Annotated in this window: 25 protein-coding genes; 12 read left to right on the forward strand and 13 right to left on the reverse strand. The window is 60.4% G+C overall.

Features of this window, described 5'->3' with window-relative positions:
- Positions 1-172: 172 nt before the first annotated feature.
- From CQ017_RS06465 to CQ017_RS06475, 3 genes are all read right to left on the reverse strand, one after another.
- Complete coding sequence (locus CQ017_RS06465) at positions 173-574, reverse strand: SMI1/KNR4 family protein (protein ID WP_096288880.1); 402 nt, start codon at positions 572-574, stop codon at positions 173-175.
- Between the two features lie 3 nt (positions 575-577).
- Complete coding sequence (locus CQ017_RS06470) at positions 578-898, reverse strand: hypothetical protein (protein ID WP_146112440.1); 321 nt, start codon at positions 896-898, stop codon at positions 578-580.
- 132 nt (positions 899-1,030) lie between these two features.
- The gene (locus tag CQ017_RS06475; protein WP_105553049.1) at positions 1,031-1,675 is read right to left on the reverse strand and encodes a dihydrofolate reductase family protein; all 645 of its coding nucleotides are present in this window, start codon (positions 1,673-1,675) and stop codon (positions 1,031-1,033) included.
- Between the two features lie 315 nt (positions 1,676-1,990).
- On the opposite strand from CQ017_RS06475, the gene CQ017_RS06480 reads away from it, so the two are divergent.
- The 3 genes from CQ017_RS06480 to CQ017_RS06490 all read left to right on the forward strand — a co-directional run bounded on the left by CQ017_RS06480 (position 1,991) and on the right by CQ017_RS06490 (position 4,392).
- Entirely contained in the window at positions 1,991-2,236 is a 246-nt protein-coding gene (locus CQ017_RS06480) for a hypothetical protein (protein WP_096288886.1), read from the forward strand.
- Positions 2,233-3,231, forward strand: coding sequence for an SRPBCC domain-containing protein (locus CQ017_RS06485; RefSeq protein WP_105553050.1), 999 nt, complete (start codon positions 2,233-2,235; stop codon positions 3,229-3,231). Before CQ017_RS06480 ends, CQ017_RS06485 begins: the two co-directional genes overlap by 4 nt.
- Before the next feature lie 273 nt (positions 3,232-3,504).
- Positions 3,505-4,392, forward strand: a complete 888-nt coding sequence (locus CQ017_RS06490) for a macrolide 2'-phosphotransferase (protein WP_096288943.1) — start codon at positions 3,505-3,507, stop codon at positions 4,390-4,392.
- Between the two features lie 75 nt (positions 4,393-4,467).
- Here CQ017_RS06490 and CQ017_RS06495 read toward each other — a convergent pair whose 3' ends face one another.
- Complete coding sequence (locus tag CQ017_RS06495) at positions 4,468-5,007, reverse strand: 2'-5' RNA ligase family protein (protein ID WP_096288890.1); 540 nt, start codon at positions 5,005-5,007, stop codon at positions 4,468-4,470.
- A gap of 275 nt (positions 5,008-5,282) precedes the next feature.
- Positions 5,283-5,780 carry a GNAT family N-acetyltransferase gene (locus tag CQ017_RS06500; RefSeq protein WP_105553343.1) on the reverse strand — a complete coding sequence of 166 codons (498 nt, stop codon included), beginning with the start codon at positions 5,778-5,780 and terminating at the stop codon, positions 5,283-5,285.
- 136 nt (positions 5,781-5,916) lie between these two features.
- On the opposite strand from CQ017_RS06500, the gene CQ017_RS06505 reads away from it, so the two are divergent.
- The 5 genes from CQ017_RS06505 to CQ017_RS06525 all read left to right on the forward strand — a co-directional run bounded on the left by CQ017_RS06505 (position 5,917) and on the right by CQ017_RS06525 (position 9,554).
- Positions 5,917-6,294 carry a PadR family transcriptional regulator gene (locus CQ017_RS06505; RefSeq protein ID WP_105553051.1) on the forward strand — a complete coding sequence of 126 codons (378 nt, stop codon included), beginning with the start codon at positions 5,917-5,919 and terminating at the stop codon, positions 6,292-6,294.
- Complete coding sequence (locus CQ017_RS06510; protein WP_105553052.1) at positions 6,291-7,373, forward strand: hypothetical protein; 1,083 nt, start codon at positions 6,291-6,293, stop codon at positions 7,371-7,373. Before CQ017_RS06505 ends, CQ017_RS06510 begins: the two co-directional genes overlap by 4 nt.
- A gap of 136 nt (positions 7,374-7,509) precedes the next feature.
- Positions 7,510-8,217 (forward strand): histidine phosphatase family protein, encoded by a 708-nt coding sequence (locus CQ017_RS06515; RefSeq protein ID WP_105553053.1) that lies wholly within the window; start codon positions 7,510-7,512, stop codon positions 8,215-8,217.
- Between the two features lie 9 nt (positions 8,218-8,226).
- Positions 8,227-8,787, forward strand: a complete 561-nt coding sequence (locus CQ017_RS06520; protein WP_105553054.1) for a DUF3090 domain-containing protein — start codon at positions 8,227-8,229, stop codon at positions 8,785-8,787.
- Entirely contained in the window at positions 8,787-9,554 is a 768-nt protein-coding gene (locus CQ017_RS06525; RefSeq protein ID WP_105553055.1) for an SCO1664 family protein, read from the forward strand. Before CQ017_RS06520 ends, CQ017_RS06525 begins: the two co-directional genes overlap by 1 nt.
- A gap of 240 nt (positions 9,555-9,794) precedes the next feature.
- On the opposite strand, the gene CQ017_RS06530 is transcribed toward CQ017_RS06525, so the two are convergent.
- Positions 9,795-11,519 (reverse strand): 2-isopropylmalate synthase, encoded by a 1,725-nt coding sequence (locus tag CQ017_RS06530; protein WP_374954988.1) that lies wholly within the window; start codon positions 11,517-11,519, stop codon positions 9,795-9,797.
- A gap of 261 nt (positions 11,520-11,780) precedes the next feature.
- Between CQ017_RS06530 and CQ017_RS06535 the strand changes: the two genes are divergently transcribed.
- Positions 11,781-12,449, forward strand: a complete 669-nt coding sequence (locus CQ017_RS06535; RefSeq protein WP_105553057.1) for a FadR/GntR family transcriptional regulator — start codon at positions 11,781-11,783, stop codon at positions 12,447-12,449.
- A 705-nt stretch (positions 12,450-13,154) separates the two neighbouring features.
- Here CQ017_RS06535 and CQ017_RS06540 read toward each other — a convergent pair.
- The 4 genes from CQ017_RS06540 to CQ017_RS06560 form a co-directional block, all read right to left on the reverse strand.
- A complete protein-coding gene (locus tag CQ017_RS06540) occupies positions 13,155-13,457 on the reverse strand; it encodes a HigA family addiction module antitoxin (RefSeq protein ID WP_096288907.1) in 303 nt (100 codons plus the stop codon).
- The gene (locus CQ017_RS06545) at positions 13,444-13,725 is read right to left on the reverse strand and encodes a type II toxin-antitoxin system RelE/ParE family toxin (protein ID WP_105553058.1); all 282 of its coding nucleotides are present in this window, start codon (positions 13,723-13,725) and stop codon (positions 13,444-13,446) included. Before CQ017_RS06545 ends, CQ017_RS06540 begins: the two co-directional genes overlap by 14 nt.
- A 93-nt stretch (positions 13,726-13,818) precedes the next feature.
- The gene (locus CQ017_RS18060; RefSeq protein WP_181150507.1) at positions 13,819-13,971 is read right to left on the reverse strand and encodes a hypothetical protein; all 153 of its coding nucleotides are present in this window, start codon (positions 13,969-13,971) and stop codon (positions 13,819-13,821) included.
- 941 nt (positions 13,972-14,912) lie between these two features.
- Positions 14,913-15,869, reverse strand: coding sequence for a GlxA family transcriptional regulator (locus CQ017_RS06560; RefSeq protein WP_105553060.1), 957 nt, complete (start codon positions 15,867-15,869; stop codon positions 14,913-14,915).
- Positions 15,870-15,940: 71 nt separating this feature from the next.
- Here CQ017_RS06560 and CQ017_RS06565 point away from each other — a divergent pair, with 71 nt between their 5' ends.
- Positions 15,941-16,885 (forward strand): NADP-dependent oxidoreductase, encoded by a 945-nt coding sequence (locus tag CQ017_RS06565; RefSeq protein ID WP_219843919.1) that lies wholly within the window; start codon positions 15,941-15,943, stop codon positions 16,883-16,885.
- 337 nt (positions 16,886-17,222) lie between these two features.
- Here CQ017_RS06565 and CQ017_RS06570 read toward each other — a convergent pair whose 3' ends face one another.
- Entirely contained in the window at positions 17,223-17,528 is a 306-nt protein-coding gene (locus tag CQ017_RS06570; RefSeq protein ID WP_096288917.1) for a helix-turn-helix transcriptional regulator, read from the reverse strand.
- 416 nt (positions 17,529-17,944) lie between these two features.
- Between CQ017_RS06570 and CQ017_RS06575 the strand changes: the two genes are divergently transcribed.
- The gene (locus CQ017_RS06575; RefSeq protein ID WP_105553061.1) at positions 17,945-18,319 is read left to right on the forward strand and encodes a VOC family protein; all 375 of its coding nucleotides are present in this window, start codon (positions 17,945-17,947) and stop codon (positions 18,317-18,319) included.
- A gap of 589 nt (positions 18,320-18,908) precedes the next feature.
- Positions 18,909-20,474, forward strand: a complete 1,566-nt coding sequence (locus CQ017_RS06580) for a hypothetical protein (RefSeq protein ID WP_105553062.1) — start codon at positions 18,909-18,911, stop codon at positions 20,472-20,474.
- A gap of 399 nt (positions 20,475-20,873) precedes the next feature.
- Here the strand turns inward: CQ017_RS06580 and CQ017_RS06585 are convergent, their stop codons facing one another.
- Together CQ017_RS06585 and CQ017_RS06590 are read right to left on the reverse strand one after the other, a co-directional pair.
- On the reverse strand, positions 20,874-22,031 hold the full coding sequence (locus CQ017_RS06585; RefSeq protein ID WP_105553063.1) for a low temperature requirement protein A: 1,158 nt from the start codon (positions 22,029-22,031) through the stop codon (positions 20,874-20,876).
- A 106-nt stretch (positions 22,032-22,137) separates the two neighbouring features.
- Complete coding sequence (locus CQ017_RS06590; RefSeq protein WP_105553064.1) at positions 22,138-22,467, reverse strand: nuclear transport factor 2 family protein; 330 nt, start codon at positions 22,465-22,467, stop codon at positions 22,138-22,140.
- Between the last annotated feature and the right edge of the window lie 23 nt (positions 22,468-22,490).

Raw genomic sequence — 22,490 nt, forward strand, 5'->3', positions numbered from 1 at the left:
CCGCACCGTGTAGCTGCTTGCGAAAAGTCAGCCGATCCCAGCAGAAACATTCAATAGCCACGGGCAGGGCAACGCGCCCGAGGCTGGCGCCCGCACCGGAATCAGACGCAGCTCAATGGCTTAACTAGATTGATCAATTTCATCAAGGTGCCCGCCGGTGCTTGTTCCCTCGCTAGCCGTTGCGCTCGGCCAGGCACGTGCCGAGCCGGAGCAATTCATCGAGGGAACCGGCGTTGCGTTCCATGCTCTGCTCATCCATGACGCCCATGTCCACCTCGTAGATGCCACGGTCCTGCAGGTTCAGCAGGATCGCGGTCCCGCCGCCGTCGTCGCCGATCATGAAGTAGCCGGGCAGGTAGGCCTGCACCTCGTAGTCGACGTTGCGTTGCACTACGCCCTCGGCCCCGAGGATGCTCAGGTTCCCTTCGGTGTACAGACCGTTGGAGATCCGAAGCAAATCCACATATTCCTCGGGCAGCGGACCGCCATACTCGCCCCGCTCGGTCTCCAGAACAGCGGGCGAGGCGGGCGGATGCAGGGTGAACTTCTCGCTCAGTGCCTCTCTTGAAAGCATGGTTCAACCATCCCACACGATGAATGCGTCGCGGTCGAGATAGTGCTGGAACGCCAGGAGCAGCTCCGCGGTTGTCGCGCCCGGTCGCTGCGCTAGGGCGTTGGCGACGATGCTTTGCACGTCATCGATCGCGAGGACATACTCGTAGTCGAGCGCGATCGCTTCGGCCGGCAGATCCATGGCGGCATCGGAGACGTCATCCACATCCCAGACCAGCACCGGCGCGGACTCCTCGAAGGACCGCCGGCCTGCGGAAGCATACAGGGCGTGCGTCCACGGCAGATCGCCCGCGGTCCGCAACACATCCCCCAGCAGCATTCTCATGGTTCTCAGCTTCCCTCGTTCAGACAGGCCAGTGGCGTGCGGCAGGATGCATGCACAGTTCCCAGGCAGGCGTTGGACGCAGAAAGGCAGAATTCCAGTTCATGGTTTCCACTTGGTGGCCACATGAGGACTTCACTCGCGGCTCGTCCTATTCCACAACTGATGGGTCAGTCCGCTGGAGGTGCCAATGGATTCGACGCTGAAGCGGTCTTCCAAGCCGGCCAGGTGATCCCAGATCCGGACACCGGAACCGAGCACGATCGGAACGATCACCACATGCAGGAAGTCGATGAGATCAGCCTGCAAGAACTGGCTCACGGTCGATGGTCCACCGCCAATCCGGACATCCAACCCGCCGGCCGCTTCCTGCGCCAGGCCAAGCGCTTGCTTCGGCGACGCATCGACGAAGTGGAAGCTGGTGCCGTTGGCGAATTCGAGTTTCTGGCGTGGATAGTGGGTCAGGATGTACACCGGGGTGAGGAAGGGCGGTTCGTCTCCCCACCACCCTTCCCAGCCGTCATCGGGCCATTCGCCCGTCTGCGGACCGAATTTACGGCGGCCCATGATCTCCGCCCCGATCCCCTGGCCCCACATGCTGAACATGGCCCGATCCACGGTCACCGGGTCATCGATGCCATGGATGCCGTGGATGACGCGTCCGTCGAATTTGCCGAAAAGCGCGCGGGCGTCACCGATCGGCTTCTCGAGCGTCACGTACTCACCTGCGGCATAGCCATCCGAGGAAACTAGCAAGTTATGTACCCGCGTCCGGACCATGGCAACTCCCTAAGCTCTTGAGATCTGGAATCACTTGAACCCTAGCGCAGAGCATTTTCGATCCGCAATCGGTTTGGCGGCCGAATATCTGGAGAGCGAGCTCCTTGACGGGCATGATGTTCTCAGCTCCACTGCTGCGATCCGGGAAAACGCCTCTCAGAATGCGGGTTTCTTGGCATTATTAGATCTTGATGCGGGCCCCTATCTCGTCGCCACACCTAACAATCACCGGTAAGTCCAACCAATCCCCCGCCACAGACACCCGGCTAGCAACCTTTGTTGACAGGCGATTGCTTGGCAACGTAGGTTGACAGCATGGAGTCAACACAGATCACCACGGTCGCGGCAGACACCAGCGACCCACGCTCCGGGCTTCGCGCTATCGCTTCCCTGCGTGCACTCACCGAGCGGCTCGAACTCGCGCAAGTTGAGGCGGCCCTGCGCTTGGGCATGAGCTGGCAGAACATTGCCGACGCACTCGGGGTCTCCCGCCAGGCAGCGCACAAGAAGTACGCGAAGAAGGTCGATCAGACTATCCCCGTAGCAAGGAGGGCCCATTGAGCAAGTTCAGCGACGCGGCAACTACATCGCACACGCTCTCGCTCGCCGCCATGGAGGAAGCCTCCCGCATCGGACAGCGCACCGCCGACATCGAGCATCTGCTTCTTGCACTCGTCCTCAGCGAGCAGAGCGCCGGACAGGTCCTGCGAAGCATGGGGATCACTCTTGAATCGGCAAGAGCTGCCGTCAACGAGCAGCATTCGGCACAACTCGCCTCGCTCGGCGTCAACAGCGGACTCCCGCCACAAGGGCGGATCGTCTTCCATGAAACCGGTGGCTACGAATGGAGCGACCGCGCGTTAGCCGTGATCAAACGCGCGAGCGGCGGCGGGCGTCGGGGAACTGCCGCTGACGTACTGGGTGAACTCATGACGGAGCCGAGCGGCATGATCGACCAAATACTACGGCGGCTAAATACGGCACCCGATCAGGTGATCGCGCTAATCGATGAAGCCCAGCACTTCACTGCCTTCAAGCCACGACACAGCATTCGGCCGGACCAACGTTCGGGAAGCATCGAGGCATTTATTCCCGCTGCCGTTGAACAGGTCTGGGATTTGCTCTACAGCCCGTCGCGGATACCTCAGTGGGAACCGACTATCAATGAAATCGCCGGCAACGATCCACTGGGACGCATCCATATTGGCGAACGCTGGAGCGCACGCACTCGCACGCAGCGGCCCGATGGCAAGCAGCTTCGAATTAAGCCTGAATTCCAGACCCAGGATGTCGAGCTTGTCGCATGCAGAGACGCAACATTGATCGAGTGGCAGTTCACCTTTCCAGAATCGGCGCGGGCCAACATCAAGCGAATACGTATTGAGTTGGAGCCTGCAGCTGGCGGCACCCAGCTTCATATCCACCTGCGCTGGGAACGCAATGCCAACCGCGTCGTTCACCCATGGATCGAACTGCTCCTTCGCCCGCTCGTTCGTTTCGGGATCTGGATGCAGCTGTCGCAACTGAGCGGTGGCATCGGCCGAGTTTTCCGCTAAGCGCTCCACTGCTCACAGCTCTGTGGTGCCTCTTCGCTGCCAGTCCAAGCGACAAACCAACTATCGGGCCCGTCCAGATTCCAGAGGCGAGGGAGACTAAATTCAAACGGGCCAGCGCCATGCCTGGATCGAATCGCCACCCCAGTCCCTCGACGAAAGGTTGGGCTTCGCGGCCTTGACGGGGCCCTCGTGCTCAGCGGCTCGGTGATGTTCAGCCGGCCAGGTGCCAGCACCGCTATGTACTTTTCCCGCTCAACCAGCAAGGCTGGGATCATGGAAAACTCTGCGATTCGAGAAATTTGTGCGCTGGCCGAGATCCACGGATTGACGCTGGATCCTTCGAGTATCACCATCAACGAACTAGGCTTGGATTTCCAGGTCGCCATCGGCACCACAAATTCCGGCGATTCCTGGGTACTGCGGATTCCACGTCGCCCCGATGTCACCGAACGCGCGGCGGTAGAAGGCCGGCTGCTCCACTGCCTAGCGCCGCACCTGGACGTAGCGATTCCCGATTGGAAAATCCATAGCGAGCAGTTGATCGCCTATCCGCTATTGCCCGGCGAACCGGGGCTCACCCTCGACGAGGCAGGGCAGCCACACTGGCATTTCGACCTGGAATCCCGGCACTACGCGCACTCCTTGGCGGATGTGATTGCGCAATTGCATGCGGTGGATCCACGGGTAGTTGCCGACAGCGGGATCGAGGTGTTCACTCCCGACTCCGTGCGCCAACGCAAGCGAGAGGACATCGCCACAGTCGTGAACGAATTTGAGGTAGCCCCAGATTTGCAGGACCGCTGGAACGCCTGGTTGGCCGATGACCGGTACTGGCCGCAGCACACCACCGTGACGCACGGAGAAATTTATCCCGCGCACCAACTGATGACCGGCGAGCGCATCGACAGCATACTGGACTGGACCACCGCGGCCATCGGCGACCCGGCCCGGGATTTCGTCTTCCACCAGGCAAGCGTTTCTCCGCAGGCGTTCGATGCCACCGTGGCCCGGTACGTAGCTCAAGGCGGGGTGGTTTCTCCGCTTTTGGCGGAGCACTGCGCCGAACTTTTCAGTACCGCCGCCGTTGATTACGGCCTCTTCGCGCTGCAGACCGGGGCCGACGAACATCTCAAGGCCGCAGCGGCCCAGCTCAATTCCTAGGCCGACTGCCCAGAGACTTTGCCGCCGCGCTGAGTACCGGACTTCGTCCATGGCTGTCCGGCCGACAAGTGCAATCTAGTCCGCTCGGATTCTTGTCTCGTGAGCGTTGCTCGCCTCGGCAAGTACGGTGAGCTCACCGCTGATTGGTTTCCACAGTGCCGCCCGGATAGCGGTGAGCTGCTCCAAATTCCGTGGAGTCAGCTCATCCAATGCACGAATGTAGTCCGGGACGATTTCTCGTGGCAACCGCAGGCCCATCGTCAGATGCGGAGTCCATCTCGACCCTCGACCATCCGGGTTCAGCGCGCTAATCTCGCGTGCAGCAGATTCCAGTTCTTCGGAGGTTTCAAGCAACCAGGCGACGGTTTGCTTTCGCTTCGTTCCGAAAACAACGGTGCCCACACGCTCCAGCCGTGCCGGGATCAGCGCAGGAAGCAACCGCGCAGAACATTGCGCAACCTCATCGGCCATTGCAGGTGAAAAGGTGATGGTGATATGCGGCGTCTGCTGTTGCACCGGAAACCCACACTCGGAAAGACGCGCGAACACCTCGCGGATCTGTTGCTCCTCGGCATCCGCCAATCGCAACAAGATGTTTTCTGGCGAGCTTCTCATCAGCGCTTCCTTATCCTGCACCTTATCCCTTGACGGCGACAGTTTACCGGTTGGGCTTCCCCACCATATCGCTCATGGAGCGGGTCGATGAAAAGGCAGAGGTATTCCCAATAACTCTCGTTGGCCGGGGTAAACAACAGAGTGCTTACTCCCTTGGCTTTGCCACAGCTTAGAGGCCTAGTGCTTGAGGCAGTTCAAGGGCTTCCCGGCGGTCCATATAATTGCGCGAATCCCGGATTGCAGTGCGGTACAGATCAGACCCAAGAATAGTCGGTTCAGCTTCGACGCCTGATTGTTGCCTTCGGGAATAGCGGCTTCACCATAATCAGACAAGGGGTATCTTCGCCCCACAGGTTGGTCTCCTCCAGAGCAAGAAAACCGCACTTTTCATAAAAGTGGCGCGTGCGTCGATATCCTTCATCCGGATGCGATGCTCCGAGCGTCTTCACTTCCAGCAGCTTGACCCCGTTGCCGAGCGCCTCGGCTTCAAGCGCCTCAACCATCGCACTGCCCACGCCGGATCCATGGAATTCACGATCAACAACTATCAGATGGATTTCCGCGACATGCGGAAAATGCCGGTCGACCAGCGTGAGTCCGATGACTTTCCCTGCGTTGTCCCGAACCGTCCAGGTTTCTTTGGTGCGCGCGGCGTCGATGTACTCCGCATTGGATTCAGGCTGCCCAAACCATTCGGGAACGGTTGACAACAATCGTGCGGTGTCTTCCGGGAGCTGGGCATCACGTCCCGCCGTCCAAGGTGCACTATTCATCTTCACAACCGCATCGACCTCTCGCAAAGCGCGCTAACCGTCCTATCCGAGCGTAGCCCAGCACGTCGATTGGCAGAGCGACAGTCATCCCTGATTTCGTGGTTCAAATATCTAGATACACGTTATACTTAGATACATGAACGACGATGAGGTGAAACCGGAATGGCCGTCAACGTGGACCCGCGCCGCACTGGGAACGGCTGTTCTCGCCAGTCTTGAGAATGGGCCGCTGCACGGGTACGGAATCGCGCAGGCAGTTAACGAACTTGGCTTCGGGCGCCCAAAAGGCGGATCCCTCTACCCGCTGCTCACCGGCCTGGAAAACGATGGCGCCGTGATCGCGCAATGGGAACAAGGGCAGAACGGCCCCGGAAAACGCAACTATGCACTGACTCCGCACGGGCAGACAAGGCTCCAAGAGGAACGCCGAGCCTGGCATGCTCTAGCCGAATCGCTAAGCGCGCCAAAACCAGCTACTGACAACGACTCGGACCGCGAAGGAAAGCAGCCATGACTCAGCATTCCCCTCAGCCACTCACCGAGCTTGATCTCACCGGGCTCATCGAAGAATTTCGTGCGGCCCGGGGAGCGGAAAGCGACGTTGAGTGGCTTCGAACCGTTGCAGGGCGCCTCATGCTCGACGACGTCAAGCTTTCTACCGCCAAAGAGGCACTCATCAAGCTTTTGCCGGTACTCAGAGATGCGCAGGAACCGGCGGAAGACCTGTTTGGGGATCCAAAGGTCTGGGCCAAGGATCAGCAGGAGCGCTGGCAGCAGTCCGGAACCCCTGCCTACGACCGGCACGAACTGCTCTCCACGGGGCAGTTCACGCAAGCCGTCTGCTTCAGCGCGACATTGATTGCGGTAGCAGTAACCATTGTTGCGCTGATCGACGATGGGTGGACAGCACCCTTGAGCTGGATGATGTTCGCCCTTCCCTTCTTTTTGGCAGCAGCAACCATAGGCCTAGTGCAGGTTTGGAATCTGGCGGTGCGCAAATTTACGCGCCCGATGGCGATGGTCTGGACCGCGGTGTCCTTAATCGTTGGCACTCTTGCCCTCAGCTCTCTCGCCATGCTCTTGCAAGGTTCGGCTGGGACAGGAAGCGTTCTTTGGTATCTGGCAGCGGTGCCGCCGTACGTGCTCATTCACTACGCAATCGGCGTCGTCCTGAAGCGCAAGCCAAAGACCACTACGCACCTCGCACCGGAAGCCACTGCAGTTTCTCAAGACGAATGGGTGGGCGAGCTCCAGGCGAATCTCCGGCTTCGTGGTGATCTCAGCGACCGGCGGATTCGCGTGATCGTGAACGAAACCCGCGCCTACGCCGCGGAGGCCGAGGCATCTCTGCAGGAGGAATTCGGTACTCCGGCCAGATATGCGGCCAGCTTCACACCGAATGAGCCCTATCGCGCACGCCGTGCAGCGTGGGCCTGGACTGCTGGCAGCGCGCTGATCGCGGCGCTCATCGCAGTTTCGATCCTCAACGCGCAATCATTCTTGACCTGGCAGACAACGATTTTCGCAGCATTGCTGGTCGGCACCCTCTGCTACGCAGTTCAGAGTTGGCGGGCGTCTTTCAAGAATCGGTAGCATCGAGCAATAATGCGGAGTTCGCGTCCGGCAGCGAAGCCCAGTTTTCGCCAATCCTGGCAGTTGCATGATTCCGCCACGGGCAACAGTGGAGCGGTCGCTGTGTTTGCCGATGGCAAATGGATAGGCTGGGTGGATGGCAACAGTTCTTCTCGTGCGGCACGGCCGCACCACAGCCAACGCCACGGGCCTGCTGGCCGGCCGGGCGTCCGGCGTCAACCTGGATCAGACCGGGATGGATCAGGCGGCACTGGCCGGAGAGCGGCTCGCCCAAGTGCCCTTAGCCGGGGTGGTCACGAGCCCGCTGGAACGCTGCCAGCAAACCGCACGCTACATTCTGGACCGCCAAGCCGGCGCTCCCTACGCGCCCACCGATCTTGATCTCACCGAATGCGACTACGGCCAGTGGCAAGGCCGCACGCTCAGCGAGCTGGCTGCCGAAGAGCTCTGGCCGGTGGTGCAGTCGCAACCCTCGGCAGTCACCTTTCCCGGCGGTGAATCCATGGCACTGATGCAGGCGCGATCGGTCGCGGCGATTCGACGCCACGATGCGGCCTTTGAAGCCGAGCACGGGCCAGAGGCCGTGTGGGTTGCGGTGAGCCACGGGGATATCATCAAGTCAGTTCTCGCCGACGCGCTCGGCATGCACCTTGACCTGTTCCAGCGCATTAACGTGGGCCCCGCCTCCATCTCGATCGTGCGCTACGGCGCCAGTCGGCCTAGCGTCTACGCAATGAACACCGATGCGGGTGATCTGTCGTGGCTGGCCAAAGGCCTCCACTCGGCAGATGCCCCGGTGGGCGGCGGCGCAGGGCAACAGACACCACGGACTTCAGGAGCCTAGAATATTTATATGCCTACACGTATTCACGAATTTTCCTGGCCCGATCGGGTCGTCGTTGGCGTCACCGGCCTTCCAGGGTCGCGTACGTTCTACCTGCAGGTGCGCGCGGGCAAGCAGCTTGTGAGCATCGTGCTGGAAAAGCAGCAGTCGGCCCAGCTCGCGGAGAATATCGATGACATTCTCGACCAGCTCCTCACCGTCGACGGCAACCCGTTCAGCATTCCCACCGGAACTCCCCCTGAACTTGTCGACAATGACCCGATTGAGGAGGACCAGGAGCAGTTCCGCGCCGGCGCAATGAGCCTGGGCTGGGACCCCTCCACGTCCCAGATCGTGATCGAGGCCCATCCCCTCGTCGAGGAAGATCCCGATGCGCAGCTCGGCGAAGAGTCGCTTCACCCCGACGAGGCTGAGGAGACCGAAATGCTGCGCGTCCGGATGCCGGTGGGCACCGCCCGCGCATTCGCCAAGCGCACCCGCGAGATCGTAGATGCCGGGCGTCCGATGTGCCTGCTGTGCGGCTATCCCGTGGACGCTGACGGACACACCTGCACCCTTCCCGAGGTCTAATGCAATCTCCTGAACTCATGGCCGCCGAGTTGGCGCTCACCGGCCGCATCACCACCGCGTCAAACGCCACCTTTCTTGGCAGCATCGGCGAGACGGTGGTCGTCTACAAGCCGATCGCCGGCGAAAGTCCGCTGTGGGATTTCCCCCAGGGAACGCTGGCCCACCGGGAGGTGGCCGCCTACCAGGTCTCGCAGGCCCTCGGCTGGGACGTGGTGCCCCGCACCTGGCTGCGCGATGGTCCGCTCGGCGTTGGCATGGTGCAGCTTTGGCAGGAGCCGGATCCCGCCCAAGACGCCGTGAACCTGATCGCGGCGGACCAGGTGCCGTCAACTGGTTGGAAACAGGTTCTCCAGGGACAAGATGAGAAAGGTCGAGCGGTCTCCCTCGTTCACGAAGACACCCCGGCGCTGCGACGCATGGCGGTGTTCGACGTCATCGTCAACAACGCCGACCGCAAAGGCGACCACATCCTCGCCCTGGCCAGCGGTCACCGGCACGGCGTGGACCACGGACTCACCTTTCACCGGGAGCACAAGCTGCGCACGGTGCTGTGGGGATGGCGCGGAGATAAGCTAACCGCCGAGGAAGAAGCGGGCATACACCGTGTCAGCGAAGGGCTGCACGGTGAACTGGGCCAAAGCCTGGCGGCGTTGCTCAGCGCCGAAGAACTCGCATCTCTCGCCGCGCGCTGCGCCAAGTTGCGCTCGGCAGGGCAGTTTCCGGCACCGAGCGGTGAGATGCCAGCGGTTCCCTGGCCGCTGTTCTAAGGGAATTACGAACACAATTTTCGCCGCTGGTTGGTTGTGCACAAAATCTGATTGCTGCACCAAGGTGGCAACCGCTCGGAAATGCGCATGACCGCCACGAACACTTGTTCATGGCGGCCATCGCAAAGGTTTAGCGTAGCTCAGGGACCACGGCATTGAACCTGAAATCACCACGTCGCCACACGAAACCACCGCCAGGCGTGCTCTGCCGGAAACCTGGCAGCTTCTCGAACGGGAAGACTACGGCAAGCCAATAACCCCCGATTTTTCCGGCTGCCTCTGTGCGGTCACCCGATTGCCCGCTGACATAACAGCCGACATGCTCGCCGCCAACACCGAACGCCCACGCCCAGCGGTCCAGAAAATGCCGTCATCGGTTCGGCATTCAAGCAGAGTTAATGCCTCGCTGTCGTTGCCTGCACCCACGCTGGTCTGGTGCAAGCTGAGGACGTCAACTGCGATGCCGTGAATCTCCAGTGCGGAAGTCAAAGCCTCAACCGGCCCAACACCATCATGCGTGCTGCTGTGTTGCTGCCCGGAAACGTCGAGAACAACCTCTACACGAGCGGCTCCCTCCATATCTACAACCTGATAGCTGTGCAACGCGAGGCGCTCGGCCGATGAGCCCTGATGCAGATAGACCTGCTGAAAAACACTCCACAGCCCGGCTGCACTAGCTTCGCTGCCGGTGGAGTCCGTATGCCGCTGCACGTGGCGGGCGAAGTCAATCTGCAGGCGCCGTGGCAGCTCAATCCCGTACTCAGCTTCGAGCAGATATGCGATTCCGCCCTTGCCCGATTGGGAGTTCACGCGTATTACGGCAGCATAATTTCGCCCTAAATCTGCCGGGTCGATCGGCAGGTAAGGGACGTTCCAGGGAATATCGTGTTCCGGACGCTGTTCGGCGCTTGCCTGAACGCGATGAGCGATAAACCCCTTTTTGATCGCATCCTGGTGGGTGCCGCTGAAGGCGGTGTGCACGAGGTCCCCGACGTAGGGTTGGCGCGGGTGCACCTCCAGACGATTGCAATACTCCACCGTTCGACGGATCTCATCGATGTCGGAAAAATCGATCATTGGGTCGATGCCTTGGGCATGGAGATTCAGCGCCAGAGTCGCGATGTCGACGTTTCCGGTGCGTTCGCCGTTTCCAAAGATGCACCCCTCGACGCGTTGAGCTCCGGCGAGGACCGCAAGCTCGGCGCAGGCGATCCCGGTACCGCGGTCATTATGCGGATGCACCGACAGGATGACGGAATCCCGGCGTGCAAGATTTTTGTGCATGTATTCGATCTGGTCGGCATACACGTTTGGAGTTGCGATTTCGACGGTGGCCGGAAGATTGAGAATCACCGGACGCTCAGGCCTCGCATCCCACAGCTCTGTCATGCTGTTGCAGATGTCGAGTACATAGTCCGGTTCGGTCAGATTAAAAACCTCTGGGGAAAATTCGAAGCGTACGTTCGGCATGTCCCCCGCAAATTCGAGCACATCACGTCCACCGGCCAAAATCAGTTCTTTGAGCGCTTCCCGCTCGTATCCGAGCACCAGGTTGCGCCACGTTGGGGCGGTCGCCGTATACATGTGGATCACGACCGGGTTGGAAATCCCCTTGAGCGAGGCAACCGTCCGCTCGATGAGCTCTCGTCGAGCTGGGGTGAATACGACGATCGTCACGTCATTCGGGGCGATGCCGGTTTCCGCGATCAGCCGCACGAAGTCGTAGTCGGTCTGTGATGCCGAAGGGTAGCCGACCTCGATCTCCTTGTAGCCCATGGCGACCATGAGCTCGAAGAAGCGGCGCTTGCGTGCCGGGTCCATCGGCTCAGCGAGCGCTTGGTTGCCATCGCGCAAGTCAACCGGAACCCACTGCGGAGCCTCGGTAAGCTGCTTCGACGGCCAGTCGCGTGCGGCCAGTGGCACGTCGACTCGAGAGTAGACGTTGGAGTAGCGGTGCGAGGGCATCTGTGAGTATCGCTGCTGGTTCCAGCTCGGTGCATTATCCGGCACGGAGCCTGCCGGAGTCGAGATATGGGGAAATGATGTCTTTGTCATTTTTGTTTCCTTCAGTCCAAGAATTGCGACCGGCACAGCATTCGCCTCCACGACGGGGAGCCGGTCTGGCTACGCCCCGCCGTGGCGGCGAAGTAGAAGGAAATTTTCGAAGAACATGGATAGACTGTAACACAACTCCTCAGACAAGCTGATGAGTTGGAAGGCGATTACGTGGCACAAGTGACTCGAACACCGTTGGCGGATCAGGCAGCGGATCTGCTACTCGAACGCATCCGGTCGGGCGAATGGGCGCTGGGAGAAAAACTCCCGGGCGAGACCACGCTTGCTCCCCAGCTCGGCGTCGGACGATCCACACTGCGCGAAGCCATTCGCCAGCTGGCAGGGCGCGGAGTACTGGCCTCCCGGCAGGGATCGGGTGTCTTCATCACAGCCCTGGATGTCTCGGAAGACTGGGATATCGTCTTGCGTCGCGCCGGCATCATCTCTGTCATCGAGGCACGCATCGCCATCGAAACGGAAGCCGCCTCGCTCGCAGCCGCACGCCGGACCCCGGCGGATGTCAGTTCGATCCGGAAGGCCCTCTCCGCCCGCGCCGAATACCGCGATGAAATCGAGAGCCACGTCGATGCCGACACCGCGTTCCACCGCGCGATCGTGGCCGCAGCGCACAATCCAATACTTCTGGATCTGTTCGACAGCTTCACCCCGCGGCTTCGCGAGGCGATGATCGAAATGCTGCGCATCCGCAAGACATTTGGGCACGCGACGGACCAGGACCTTCACGGTGGCCTCGCCGACGCGATCTTCGATAGAGACGCGGCCGCGGCCGCTCAGCGCAGCCGCGCTCACCTGATGTCGCTGCGAGACAGCCTCGCCTAGGCAAGTTCTAGCCGGCTCCTGCCAGAGAAGTATCGTTGGAAATGGTTCTCGCGGCGGCATCACCACGCCGGGTATAAAAGCCGTCCTCAGCCCGCGAACCTACAAGCACTTTTCAATGAATTTTTACAAGTTGAAGCTTAGCTCCACCGGGTTCTAGCACGGAGCAACCTCTCGCGAAATCGCATTCCGACAGAAATACTGTGGGCCAAATCTTCTCGACGGGCTCGCTCGACATAGGCGCAAGGCTTTCTGGGCGACAAGCCGTTGACGAGTGTCAGAGTCCACCTCGTCGGTCCGCTCCCTTGCCCGCACTCGTTCAGATCACGAGCCGGCAATTCTTTACGCCCGGATTCTCAGGAAGCAGCTGCTTCCCAAGAAACCGGCTTCACCCCATAGTTCAGCCTCCACCAGCGGCAAAAATCCCCCACTTCGCGGAGAAAGCGCGTGTACGCGTGAATCCGGCATCCCGATGAGAGGCTGCGAGCGTCTTCACTTCCAGGAAGCAGGCCCCGTGGTGGGCGGCGTCATCGATAACCCTGCGCATCGAGGTACCGAGGCCTGAACCGTGCACTGCTCGGCCGACAACGGTGAAACGCAGCTCGGCGTTGGATTCCGGTTGCCCGAACTACTGGGAAACCGTGACGAGCAGGAGCGCGACATCATTTGGCATGTGTCGATCGGGGCCTGCGACCCGCACTCCACCGTTCATGCCACCTTCAGCGGCGTGATCGAAGCTATCTGCTCCCCCGCAATGTCCTCTGCGCGATCGAGCTCGTAGTGGCTCTGCAGGTTGAGCCAGAACTCGGCCGATGTGCCGAAGTACTTCGCGAGCCGCAGCGCGGTGTCCGCCGAGATCCCACGCTTGCCGTGCACGATCTCGTTGATGCGCCGCGGCGGCACTCCGATCGACACAGCGAGCTTGTTCTGCGTGATCCCGAATCCCTCGATGAAGTCCTCCATGAGGACCTCGCCCGGGTGGATGGGCTGCATCTTCTCAGTGGTAGTCAACGATCTCCACCTCCTCTGGTCCGGCGTCTGTCCATTTGAAGCAGATCCGCCATTGGTCATTAACACGTATGCTGTGCTGGTCGACCCGGTCGCCTTTCAAGGCTTCGAGCCGATTGCCCGGCGGACTTCGCAAGTCACCCAGGTTCGTCGCTGACCCCACCTGGCGGAGCTTGCGCAGCGCCACCCGGAGTATCCGAGGATCAATGGACGGCACGCGCTCACGAAGCCACAGACGCTCGGTATCCTTGCTGCCAAACGATCTGATCACAGTTCCAGTATATAACGGAGCGCGTCAATAACGCTAGACGTTAAACATGAATACAGCCGCGTTCTGGGACGTACGCCATTGGAAAAGTGGGCACTAGCTGTAGCTCTCGCGGTCGGGCACAACGAAGCTGCACAGTGTATTCGCCTCACGGATGTCCTCGTCTGATTCTCCCCCGGAGATCTCGCTCAGCATGTCCAGCAGCGACTGGCCTGAGCTGCCCAGACGGAACAAAAAGAAGGCCCCCACCTCACTTGCGATTCGTTCCATTGGAACGCGGTGCTTCGTCTTTCCGCTGGTCGCGCAACGCGGTGGCTACGGCTACAAAGAAAGCGAATAACAATGCGATCCACAGGTTTTCAAGAACTTCTACCGGCGACCTACCCGATATCAGGCAATACGCTCCAATCAGCAGGCCCATGCCAAAAACGGAGATGCCGAGGTATAGCGCCACGCGTTGCATGGCAACCCGTGAAATTTTTCTCACTTGCGATACCTCCCACCTATAGATGTTTCTGAATACCTCGCTCAGGATAGGTGGCGTTTCTGAGCGGAGCAAATTGCCTCGCGATCACCTCAGCCACCCGTCTGAGGGTTGCAAGACGATTAGGCGGCGGTGGGGTGTCGGACCGCGAGGGTCACGGCCAGATCCTAGATGGTCTCGTATTCGATGGGGCCAACAGGCCCAATCCGGTCTAGCTGCGATGATCGCAATTCACTGAGTCTTCCTCGACGATTGTGCCCTCGGGATTGATCCGATTCATGCCTGCCGGATGGCGCTCAGTTCTTGGCATCAATTCATGGATAGAGCCTGCTACGCTGCCGCTGTGGATCATGGAACCGGGCTAGCGCGACTGCGTCACGATCGCCATGCCTCGGGCCCTCTTGCATGACACAATAGCCCGGCTCAAGTTTAATGATTCGCCCGACGTTTATGCCTACGAACAACACCATAATCGTTCGCCGCAGGCGGGCTCGACGATGCCGAAGAAGACCGAGCGCTTGCCAAGCTTAGATATTGAAGCGGAACTCCACCGCATTACGGTACGGAATAACCTCTGACTCTGAGCCATACTGTCCCTCATCGATAGACCTCTCGCCGGTGGCCAAGGAGCAGAATCCGGGTTCCGATATTTCTATCCCTCGTCGCTTCCTGCTCCGGGGCGAGACTGGCAGGCCGGGCCCTGTTGCTATTCGTGGAAACTGTTCCGATATTGGCTAGGAGACGTGCCAAGAGAAGCGCGGAAGTGGTCACGGAGCGTGAAGGCGCTTCCGAAACCGGCTTGCTCTGCGACCTGATCAATGGGGAGCGTTGTGGTCTCAAGGAGCGCTCTCGCGAGTTCGATTCGTTGTCGGGTGAGCCACTCCCCGACGCTTTGTCCGACTTCCGCGCGGAATCGTCGGGTGAAGGTCCGGCGACTCATTCCGGCGTGTTCGGCCAGCTCGGCGACGGGTAGCGGACGCTGAAGGTGTCGGAGTGCAAACGTTCGGGTCCCAGAGGTGCTCGAGTCGTCAGAATGGGGCACGGGTCTTTCCACGTACTGCGCCTGTCCACCGTCACGCCAGGGCGGAATGACGCAGCGTCGTGCAACATCGTTCGCAACCCGGCTGCCGTGGTCGATGCGGATCAGCTGCAGGCACAGGTCGATGCCGGCCGCGGCTCCGGCGGACGTGAAGATCCGTCCACTTTGCACATAGAGCACATCAACTTCTACCTCGATGGCCGGGTAGGAAGCGATGAAATGCTCAGTTCTCTTCCAATGCGTTGTGGCGCGACACCCTTCGAGTAGGCCCGCCGCAGCGAGCACATACGACGCCAGGCAAATGGCAACGATGCGCGCAGCGGGCGGGACGAGCGCGACGGCGGCAGCGAGGTCCTCTGGGAGCTGCTCCGGCCCAGTGATGTTCGCGTGGTGTTCCGCCGCGGGGATGACGATAGTGTCCGCGGTCGCGAGAACGGACGCGTCGTGCGTCACCGTGATCGTGAAGTCTGCGGCCGTGCGGACCGGGTGCCCATCTGGTGAGCAGGTGATCACCTCATACAGAGGCTCACCATTCTCGTCGAGCGCGGAACCGAACAGCCGCGTCGCGATACTCAGCTCGAAGGGAAGCACCCCTTGGGATGCGAGAACTACAACACGATGCATGGCCCAATCCTCCCACATAATGGCCAGCGGGCCACTCGTCAGGGCGATGCGAGGAGACCAGAATTGGAACCATGACAGATCACACCATGCAAGCGCTCACCCAGAACATTCTCGGCGGGCCAGAAGTACTCCACTTGACTGAACAGCCGCGCCCGACCCCTGGACCAGCCGAAGTCCTCGTCCGGGTCCGGGCGACGGGACTGAGCCCGACAGACTGGGTGCACCGGCGTATCCCCGGATTCCTCGGGGACGGATCGAAAGTGCTCGGCTGGGATGTGTCGGGCGTCGTCGAGGAGGTCGGCCTCGGTGTCTCCATCCACAAGGCGGGTGATGAGGTGTTCGGAATGCTCCCTTACCCGCAGGGGCACGGGGCCGCGGCCGAGTTCGTCGTTTCCCCTGCGCGGCACTTGACCCGGAAGCCCGCGAACATCGATCATGAAGCAGCTTCTGCCGTGCCACTCGCAGCGTTGACCGCGTGGCAGGCGCTCGTCAATGTCGCCGACGTGCAACCGGGACAGCGAGTTCTCATCCATGCGGCCGCTGGTGGAGTTGGTCACTTCGCCGTGCAGATCGCCAAAGCCAAGGGTGCATATGTGATCGGGACGGCGAGTTCCAAGAACCATGAACTGGTCACGTCGCTGGGAGCAGACGAAGTCATCGATTACACCAAAGATGACTTCTCGGCAGCCGCACAAGACATTGACGTAGTACTGGACACAATCGGCGGCGACTACGTTCCTCGCTCCCTGCGAACCCTCCGAGCCGGCGGCATCATCGTCTCCATCGCATTGAACACCACCACTGACCATTCTGCCGAAGCCAGCGCCATCGGTGCCCGCCACGAGATGATGCTCGTAGAAGGCGACCAGGCGGGCATGCAGGCGATCGCCGAACTCCTCCACGACGGGGCTGTCCGCCCCGTGATCGCAGCTACCTTCCCTCTGAGAGATGGGCACCGCGCCCACGAACTCGGCGAGAGCGGACACGTCGCAGGGAAAATCGTTCTGACCGTCTGAGTTCGGGCACGCGAGAGCGAAGCCAACCGTGTCTTCAACGGAGTCCGGTTAGCTTCGCTCTCGCCCCTGGTGTCCTTTGTCGCCAACCACAGGCTGCTCGAACGTTAGGCTCAACGAAACCGACCCCGAACTCCGATGGCCGCCGGATCGAGGGACGATTGCTAGGCCTCCGATGGGCCCACCATCGAAATCAACACGTTCGCGACGGCTGCGACAAGTCGGCTACAGCTTCAACGAAACTACACCGATCTCAAGAAGGATAAATTCATTCTAGTCAGGAGTTTTAGGCGTTGAAGCGGCACTCCACCACGTCGCCACGGTTGGCAAACGTCTGGGCTCAGGCCACCCGGACGCGCTGGTCGCCGACCACGAACTCGATTGCCAGCCCGCCACCGACTGCCTCGAGGTAGCTGCGGATCGTGCCGATCTTCGCGCTGTCGAGGTCGCCATGCTCGATCTTGGAGACTTGGCGCTGGCCCACGCCGATGCGCTCGGCGAGCTGGGCCTGGGTCAGGCCCGCCCCTTCGCGCAACTCGCGGAGGCGGTACGCACGCACCTCGGCGAGCATCCGCTCCTTGTGCGCTTCAACGAGCTCCCGGTCCACGGGGTGCTTGGCGACGAAGTCCTTCAGGGTCTTGGCCATCTCGATCGTTCTCCTCTCGATCTGCGCAGGTGCTCATCGAACAGTACGTCAGCCAGTGGAATGCTCCTCTTGTACAAACGCTACTAATCGCCAGCCTTGTCGCCCGCGATCAGCTCGATGTCTACACTCCAGACGCCAACAGTTTAGACCCTGCAAGATCTGCAGGCAATTATCCAGAACTTGTGCGTCAGACGTTGAAGCGGAATTCAACCCAGTTCGGGCACCGAACAACTTCTGCGCTCTGGTCAGAACAAATGATGATTGACCTCCATCCAACGGGGAAGTAGGCTCTCCGCGATGATGACAAGTCAGGCCCAAGTCGGACGCACCGGGAACGGCTCTCTGGTTGTTCCCTGATTCGTGTCCATCCTTGCGTGAGGTCAGCGGAGCTCACTCACGCCACCACCAGGAGAATCATGACAGCGCACTTCAATCACACGATCATCGCCTCAACGGACCCTGCCGATATGTCCAGGTTCTATCGAGACCTGCTCGAAGCGGACGACGCTCCGGCCTGGGGTCCGTTCGTCAACATCAAAATCGCCGATGGTGTCCTGCTGCAGTTCGCAAGCCCACCGATGGAGTTCCCGCCGCAGCACTACGCCTACCTGCTCGATGACGCGCATTTCGATCGCGCATACGCGAAGATCGTCGACCGACGGCAGGAGCACTGGGCCGACCCTCAACGATCCCGACCCGGAGAGATCAACAATGAGCACGGCGGTCGCGGCGTCTATCTGCTCGATCCCTCAGGCCACTACCTCGAGCTGATCACACGCCCCTACCTGTGAAATCCGCTCGCAGTTAGCGTCTATCAGCCACCGTCCCGCAAGCTCTCCGGAAGCCGGAAGTCACCCGGCTTCCGGAGCACGGTGTTCTAGACGTTGGAGCGGAACTCCACCACGTCGCCACAGATACCAACCTCTGTGCCGCTGTCTCGAAGTCGACCGACGTAACCTCTGAGAGCTACTCGACAAGAGGTAGGGAACGTACGAGAACCTAACCTTAACGGCATAGTGAAACTCCCATAGTTCTCTATGAACTCCAGGAGGCGCTCATTGTGGTTGGCCAAGGACACGGCTTTCAATTTCTTTCCGAACGTCTAGTTGTAAAGATCGTTGTAGTCATCGATGTTGGAACCATCCTCAAAATCGGCATGATCGTGATCGAGGACAGAACTGAGTAAAACGGTACGTTCGCTGCCGGTCCTTTTAGCGTTCATCCCCACCGCATTTCGGTGGTGTGGGAGATCAGAACGAACTTCACGAAAGCACGTCCAGAATCAGCCTCTGAAAAACTCCTCATGCAGCTTCCCTTGGACGTGGTCTGCGGTGCTGAGTAAAAGGGCACAGCGTCAGATATCTTCGGTACAGTGCTTTCATGGACGGACTTGTAAACGAGCGGCAGCTCGAAGTTTTGCGATGGATCTCCGATGGTTGCCCTGAAGGCAAGTGGCCCGAGGACGGATTCCCCTATAAGACCAGTGCCGCCGCATTGAAGTCCCGGGGACTCGTAACGATCACGCGTCACGGCAGTACTTGGACCGCCGCTGTTACCAAAGCGGGAACCCACTACCTTGAGCACGGCACCTACCCGCCTAGCGCGTCGCCTAAGGCCCCTACCGTTCCCGCCGTCCGAGCCCACCGCGCCGTAGCAGTCGATCTCGGCCTTGGCGACGGCGCGTCAGAGACGCTCGCACAAGCGAAGGCCCTCATCGCTCAACTCCGGGACTCAGAACGAATCACCGTCGCGGACCCAGTGGAGTCGACTCGCGCCCGTTACCGCCGCGTTCTCCACGCGTGCAGGGTCCATCATCTGGTACCGGAAGACCACGAATTACGCTTCACCGGACGCAGCTCAGGTGAGATCGTCATCATGCTCAGCACGGGCTCGTCTGCAGATTCTTCCGACTGGGATCGCATCAGAACGACTACGCGAAAGATCACGACAAACCTCGACGTGCTCCGCAAAGCATTAGAGACCACATCTATCCTCAAACCGGTCAGCGAACCCCTCCGGCCCCGAGCCATTGAGATAGTCCTTGATCTCGCCGAGCACCTACGCGCGCATGACTTCAAGCTAGGTGCGAACACCAAGCTCAAGACACCGAAGTTGTTCGTTCAAGACGACACCCGCCGCCGAAATCTCTACCTCACCGAGATCCTGAATGAGGTCCCCCACGTTACGACAGCAGCAGAGCAGCGCGAGCTTTTGCGTGCACCGTGGACGCGAATCCCGAAGTTCGACAGCTCGCCATCCGGCCGATTGCAACTCCATGTGGAACGAGACGGCACGCACGAGGTAAAGATCGACCGCCAAAACTATCGGTACGAACGCAACGGCGATACGTGGTCTGACGAGAAGAAGAAGCCCCTTGAACGTCAAGTCCGCGAAATCGCACGCGAGATCAAGAAAGGGGTGATCGATGACGACGACGCCCTCGAACGCCAGAAACAACGGCACGCCGAGGCGCACGAAGCACACCAACGCGAACAAGCTGCACAACTGCGCGCATGGGAGAACTTACGGGACCATGCCCGAGCGAAAGCGATCCTCGAACTCCGAGAAGCTACGTTTGCACGCGCGTTCGAGGCTTGGCAAGGAGCCCAAGAACTGCGGGCATTCGCGAAACAACTAGAGACAGAAGCCACGGCACAGGGACTGCTGGCGAACCGTCCGAAGTTGCGAGAATGGCTCGAATGGGCGCGTATTCGCGCAGACGACATTGATCCGCTTGCCAATCTCGAACACCTCGACGACGGTGTATTCGATGCCGAACCCTCAGCAGACGACCTTCGTCCCCACATGGAGGGCTGGGATCCTTTGCGTCATCGCAAGGACTACAGCGCCGGATATGGCAAACCAGAGCAGCAACAGGTGCACTTACCGCAACCGCGCGCCTGGCACATGGGTATGCGCGACAGACCAAGCTGGTGGCGTCACTAAACCGACGTTCCCAGCATGAAGCTGCGGGCCAATCCGAGATTGGGATGCTATGCCCTGGACATCAAGTACGGGGCAATGCGCTCGGCAGACAATGGACTACCAGTTTTGAACTGGTCTTCCACACGAGTTCCGACATAGCCCAACCTCCGACTTCCAGTAGCTACGTTGCCATCGTTAGCGATCGCGAGGATCAGAGTGTTCCGCTGAGCAGGTCGTACTGTGCACGGCGGAGGCCAAGAGCGCGAAGCCACCTGCGATGCCCAGAAGCATATATGGGAATCCGTTCGGGCAGCTATGGCAGGCGACCGCTGTCGCAAAAAAACAAGCGCGTCGCTCGATCCTGAGCACCGTGAACGGGGGCAAAGGAATCTCAGGTCAAGGTTGCTAGGCCATCGCCAATTATCCGAGCGCCGAATGTTTCGATGTCGTGTACGCGGTGTGGGCGGCGAGAACGGCTGTCACGGCAAGTACGGCTGCACTGAGCCCGATTACCGGCAAGTGATCCATCAGCACCATCGCAGCGATCGTGATCACCACCAGCACGGCTGCTGCGATGAAACGGGACCGTGCGAGGCGTCCGAAGCGGGACCGGAGGAACAACAGGTTCCCCGCCAGGTAAACGAGCGGACCTGCTGCCGTCACGAGAACGATGGCGGGCGTGAGGTGGTCATGCGAGATCCGAAGTTCGATGGACACGGCGACGAGGATCGCGCCCAGGACCATGAAGGAATGCGCGTAGGCATAGGCCGACCTTAGAGCACCCGTGGAAGAATCTCCGCCTTGCGTATCTGGCCCGGCGAGTGCGAAGTAGTTCCACCAGAGCACGAACAGCGACGCGAAGCCGACGACCATGCTCAACGCGAGTGACGGGGTGAGCTGCCCGTGGGAGACGATGCTGCCGCCCATGAGTAGGATGGATTCGCCGAGGGCGATGATGAAGACGAGACGGTTGCGCTCGGCCAGGTGCTCGGCGTCCGTGTCCCAATGGTGCATGGGGGCTGCACCGATACCAGGGATCCTATAGTGGGCCAGCGGGGCCGCGTAGTCGATGAGCACCGCGATCAACCAGAGCCCCAGCCGCCATTCGAGGGGAAGCGCCGCACCGAGGACCCAGAAGATGCCGGCCAAAAGTGTCCACAGCAACAGCATGCGGTAGTTGGCTGCGAGCTGGTGGCCGCGGTAGGCGATCATCATGAACACCGGACGAAGTATGCCCATGAACAGGTAGCACCCTACGAACAACCATGCTCCATCGCCGAAAGCGCTGGGGATGGCGATCGACATGCCCAGTGCGGCAAGCATCAGCACTCCGGAGAGCAGCTGCACCGGGGTGCGGCTCGGATCCAGCCAGTTCATCGCCCAGGCGGTGTAGTTCCACCCCCACCACACGGCGGCGAACACCACGATGGTCTGGGCAGCGCCCTCCCAGGAGAGATGCTCGATGAGCAGGTGCGAGAGCTGGATGATGGCGAAGACGTAGACCAAGTCGAAGAAGAGCTCGACGGGGCCAACCTCGGATCGGCGGTGCCCGGTGCGGGCGAGCGGGACGGTAGTCATGGTTGGCGATCCTCGTATATGCGTGTCGTATGGGGGTCTCGAAGGCGACAGCACCGATCGGGCGTACATCTGGCTGGACGCCCGATCGAGATGCAAGTGCCGGCTCTCAGCCTTCGCGGATTGTCATCTTCGCGAGCTTGTCGCCGTCGATGTCGAAGACGAACTTCGACCGGCCGTTGGCGTGGGTGGAGCGCCAGTCGCCGATGACCGCAATTGAACCACCTACGCTCTCGACTTTCTCGACGGTGAGCGTGCCGTGTGAACCGATGAACTCTTTGTCGCTCCAGGTTTTGATCTGATCGCGTCCAGTGAAGTCGCGGCCCCAATCGTCGACGGCTCCCTGCGGAGTGAAAGCGTCCAGGAAGGCTTGTTCGTCGTGGTTGTTAACCGCGGTGATAAACGCGGCCACTGGTTCGGGGATGGTCGGTGCTGCCATGAGATACTCCTCTTTTCGTGGGG

The sequence above is a fragment of the Arthrobacter sp. MYb224 genome (genome assembly GCF_002975455.1).
Taxonomy (GTDB): Bacteria; Actinomycetota; Actinomycetes; order Actinomycetales; family Micrococcaceae; genus Glutamicibacter.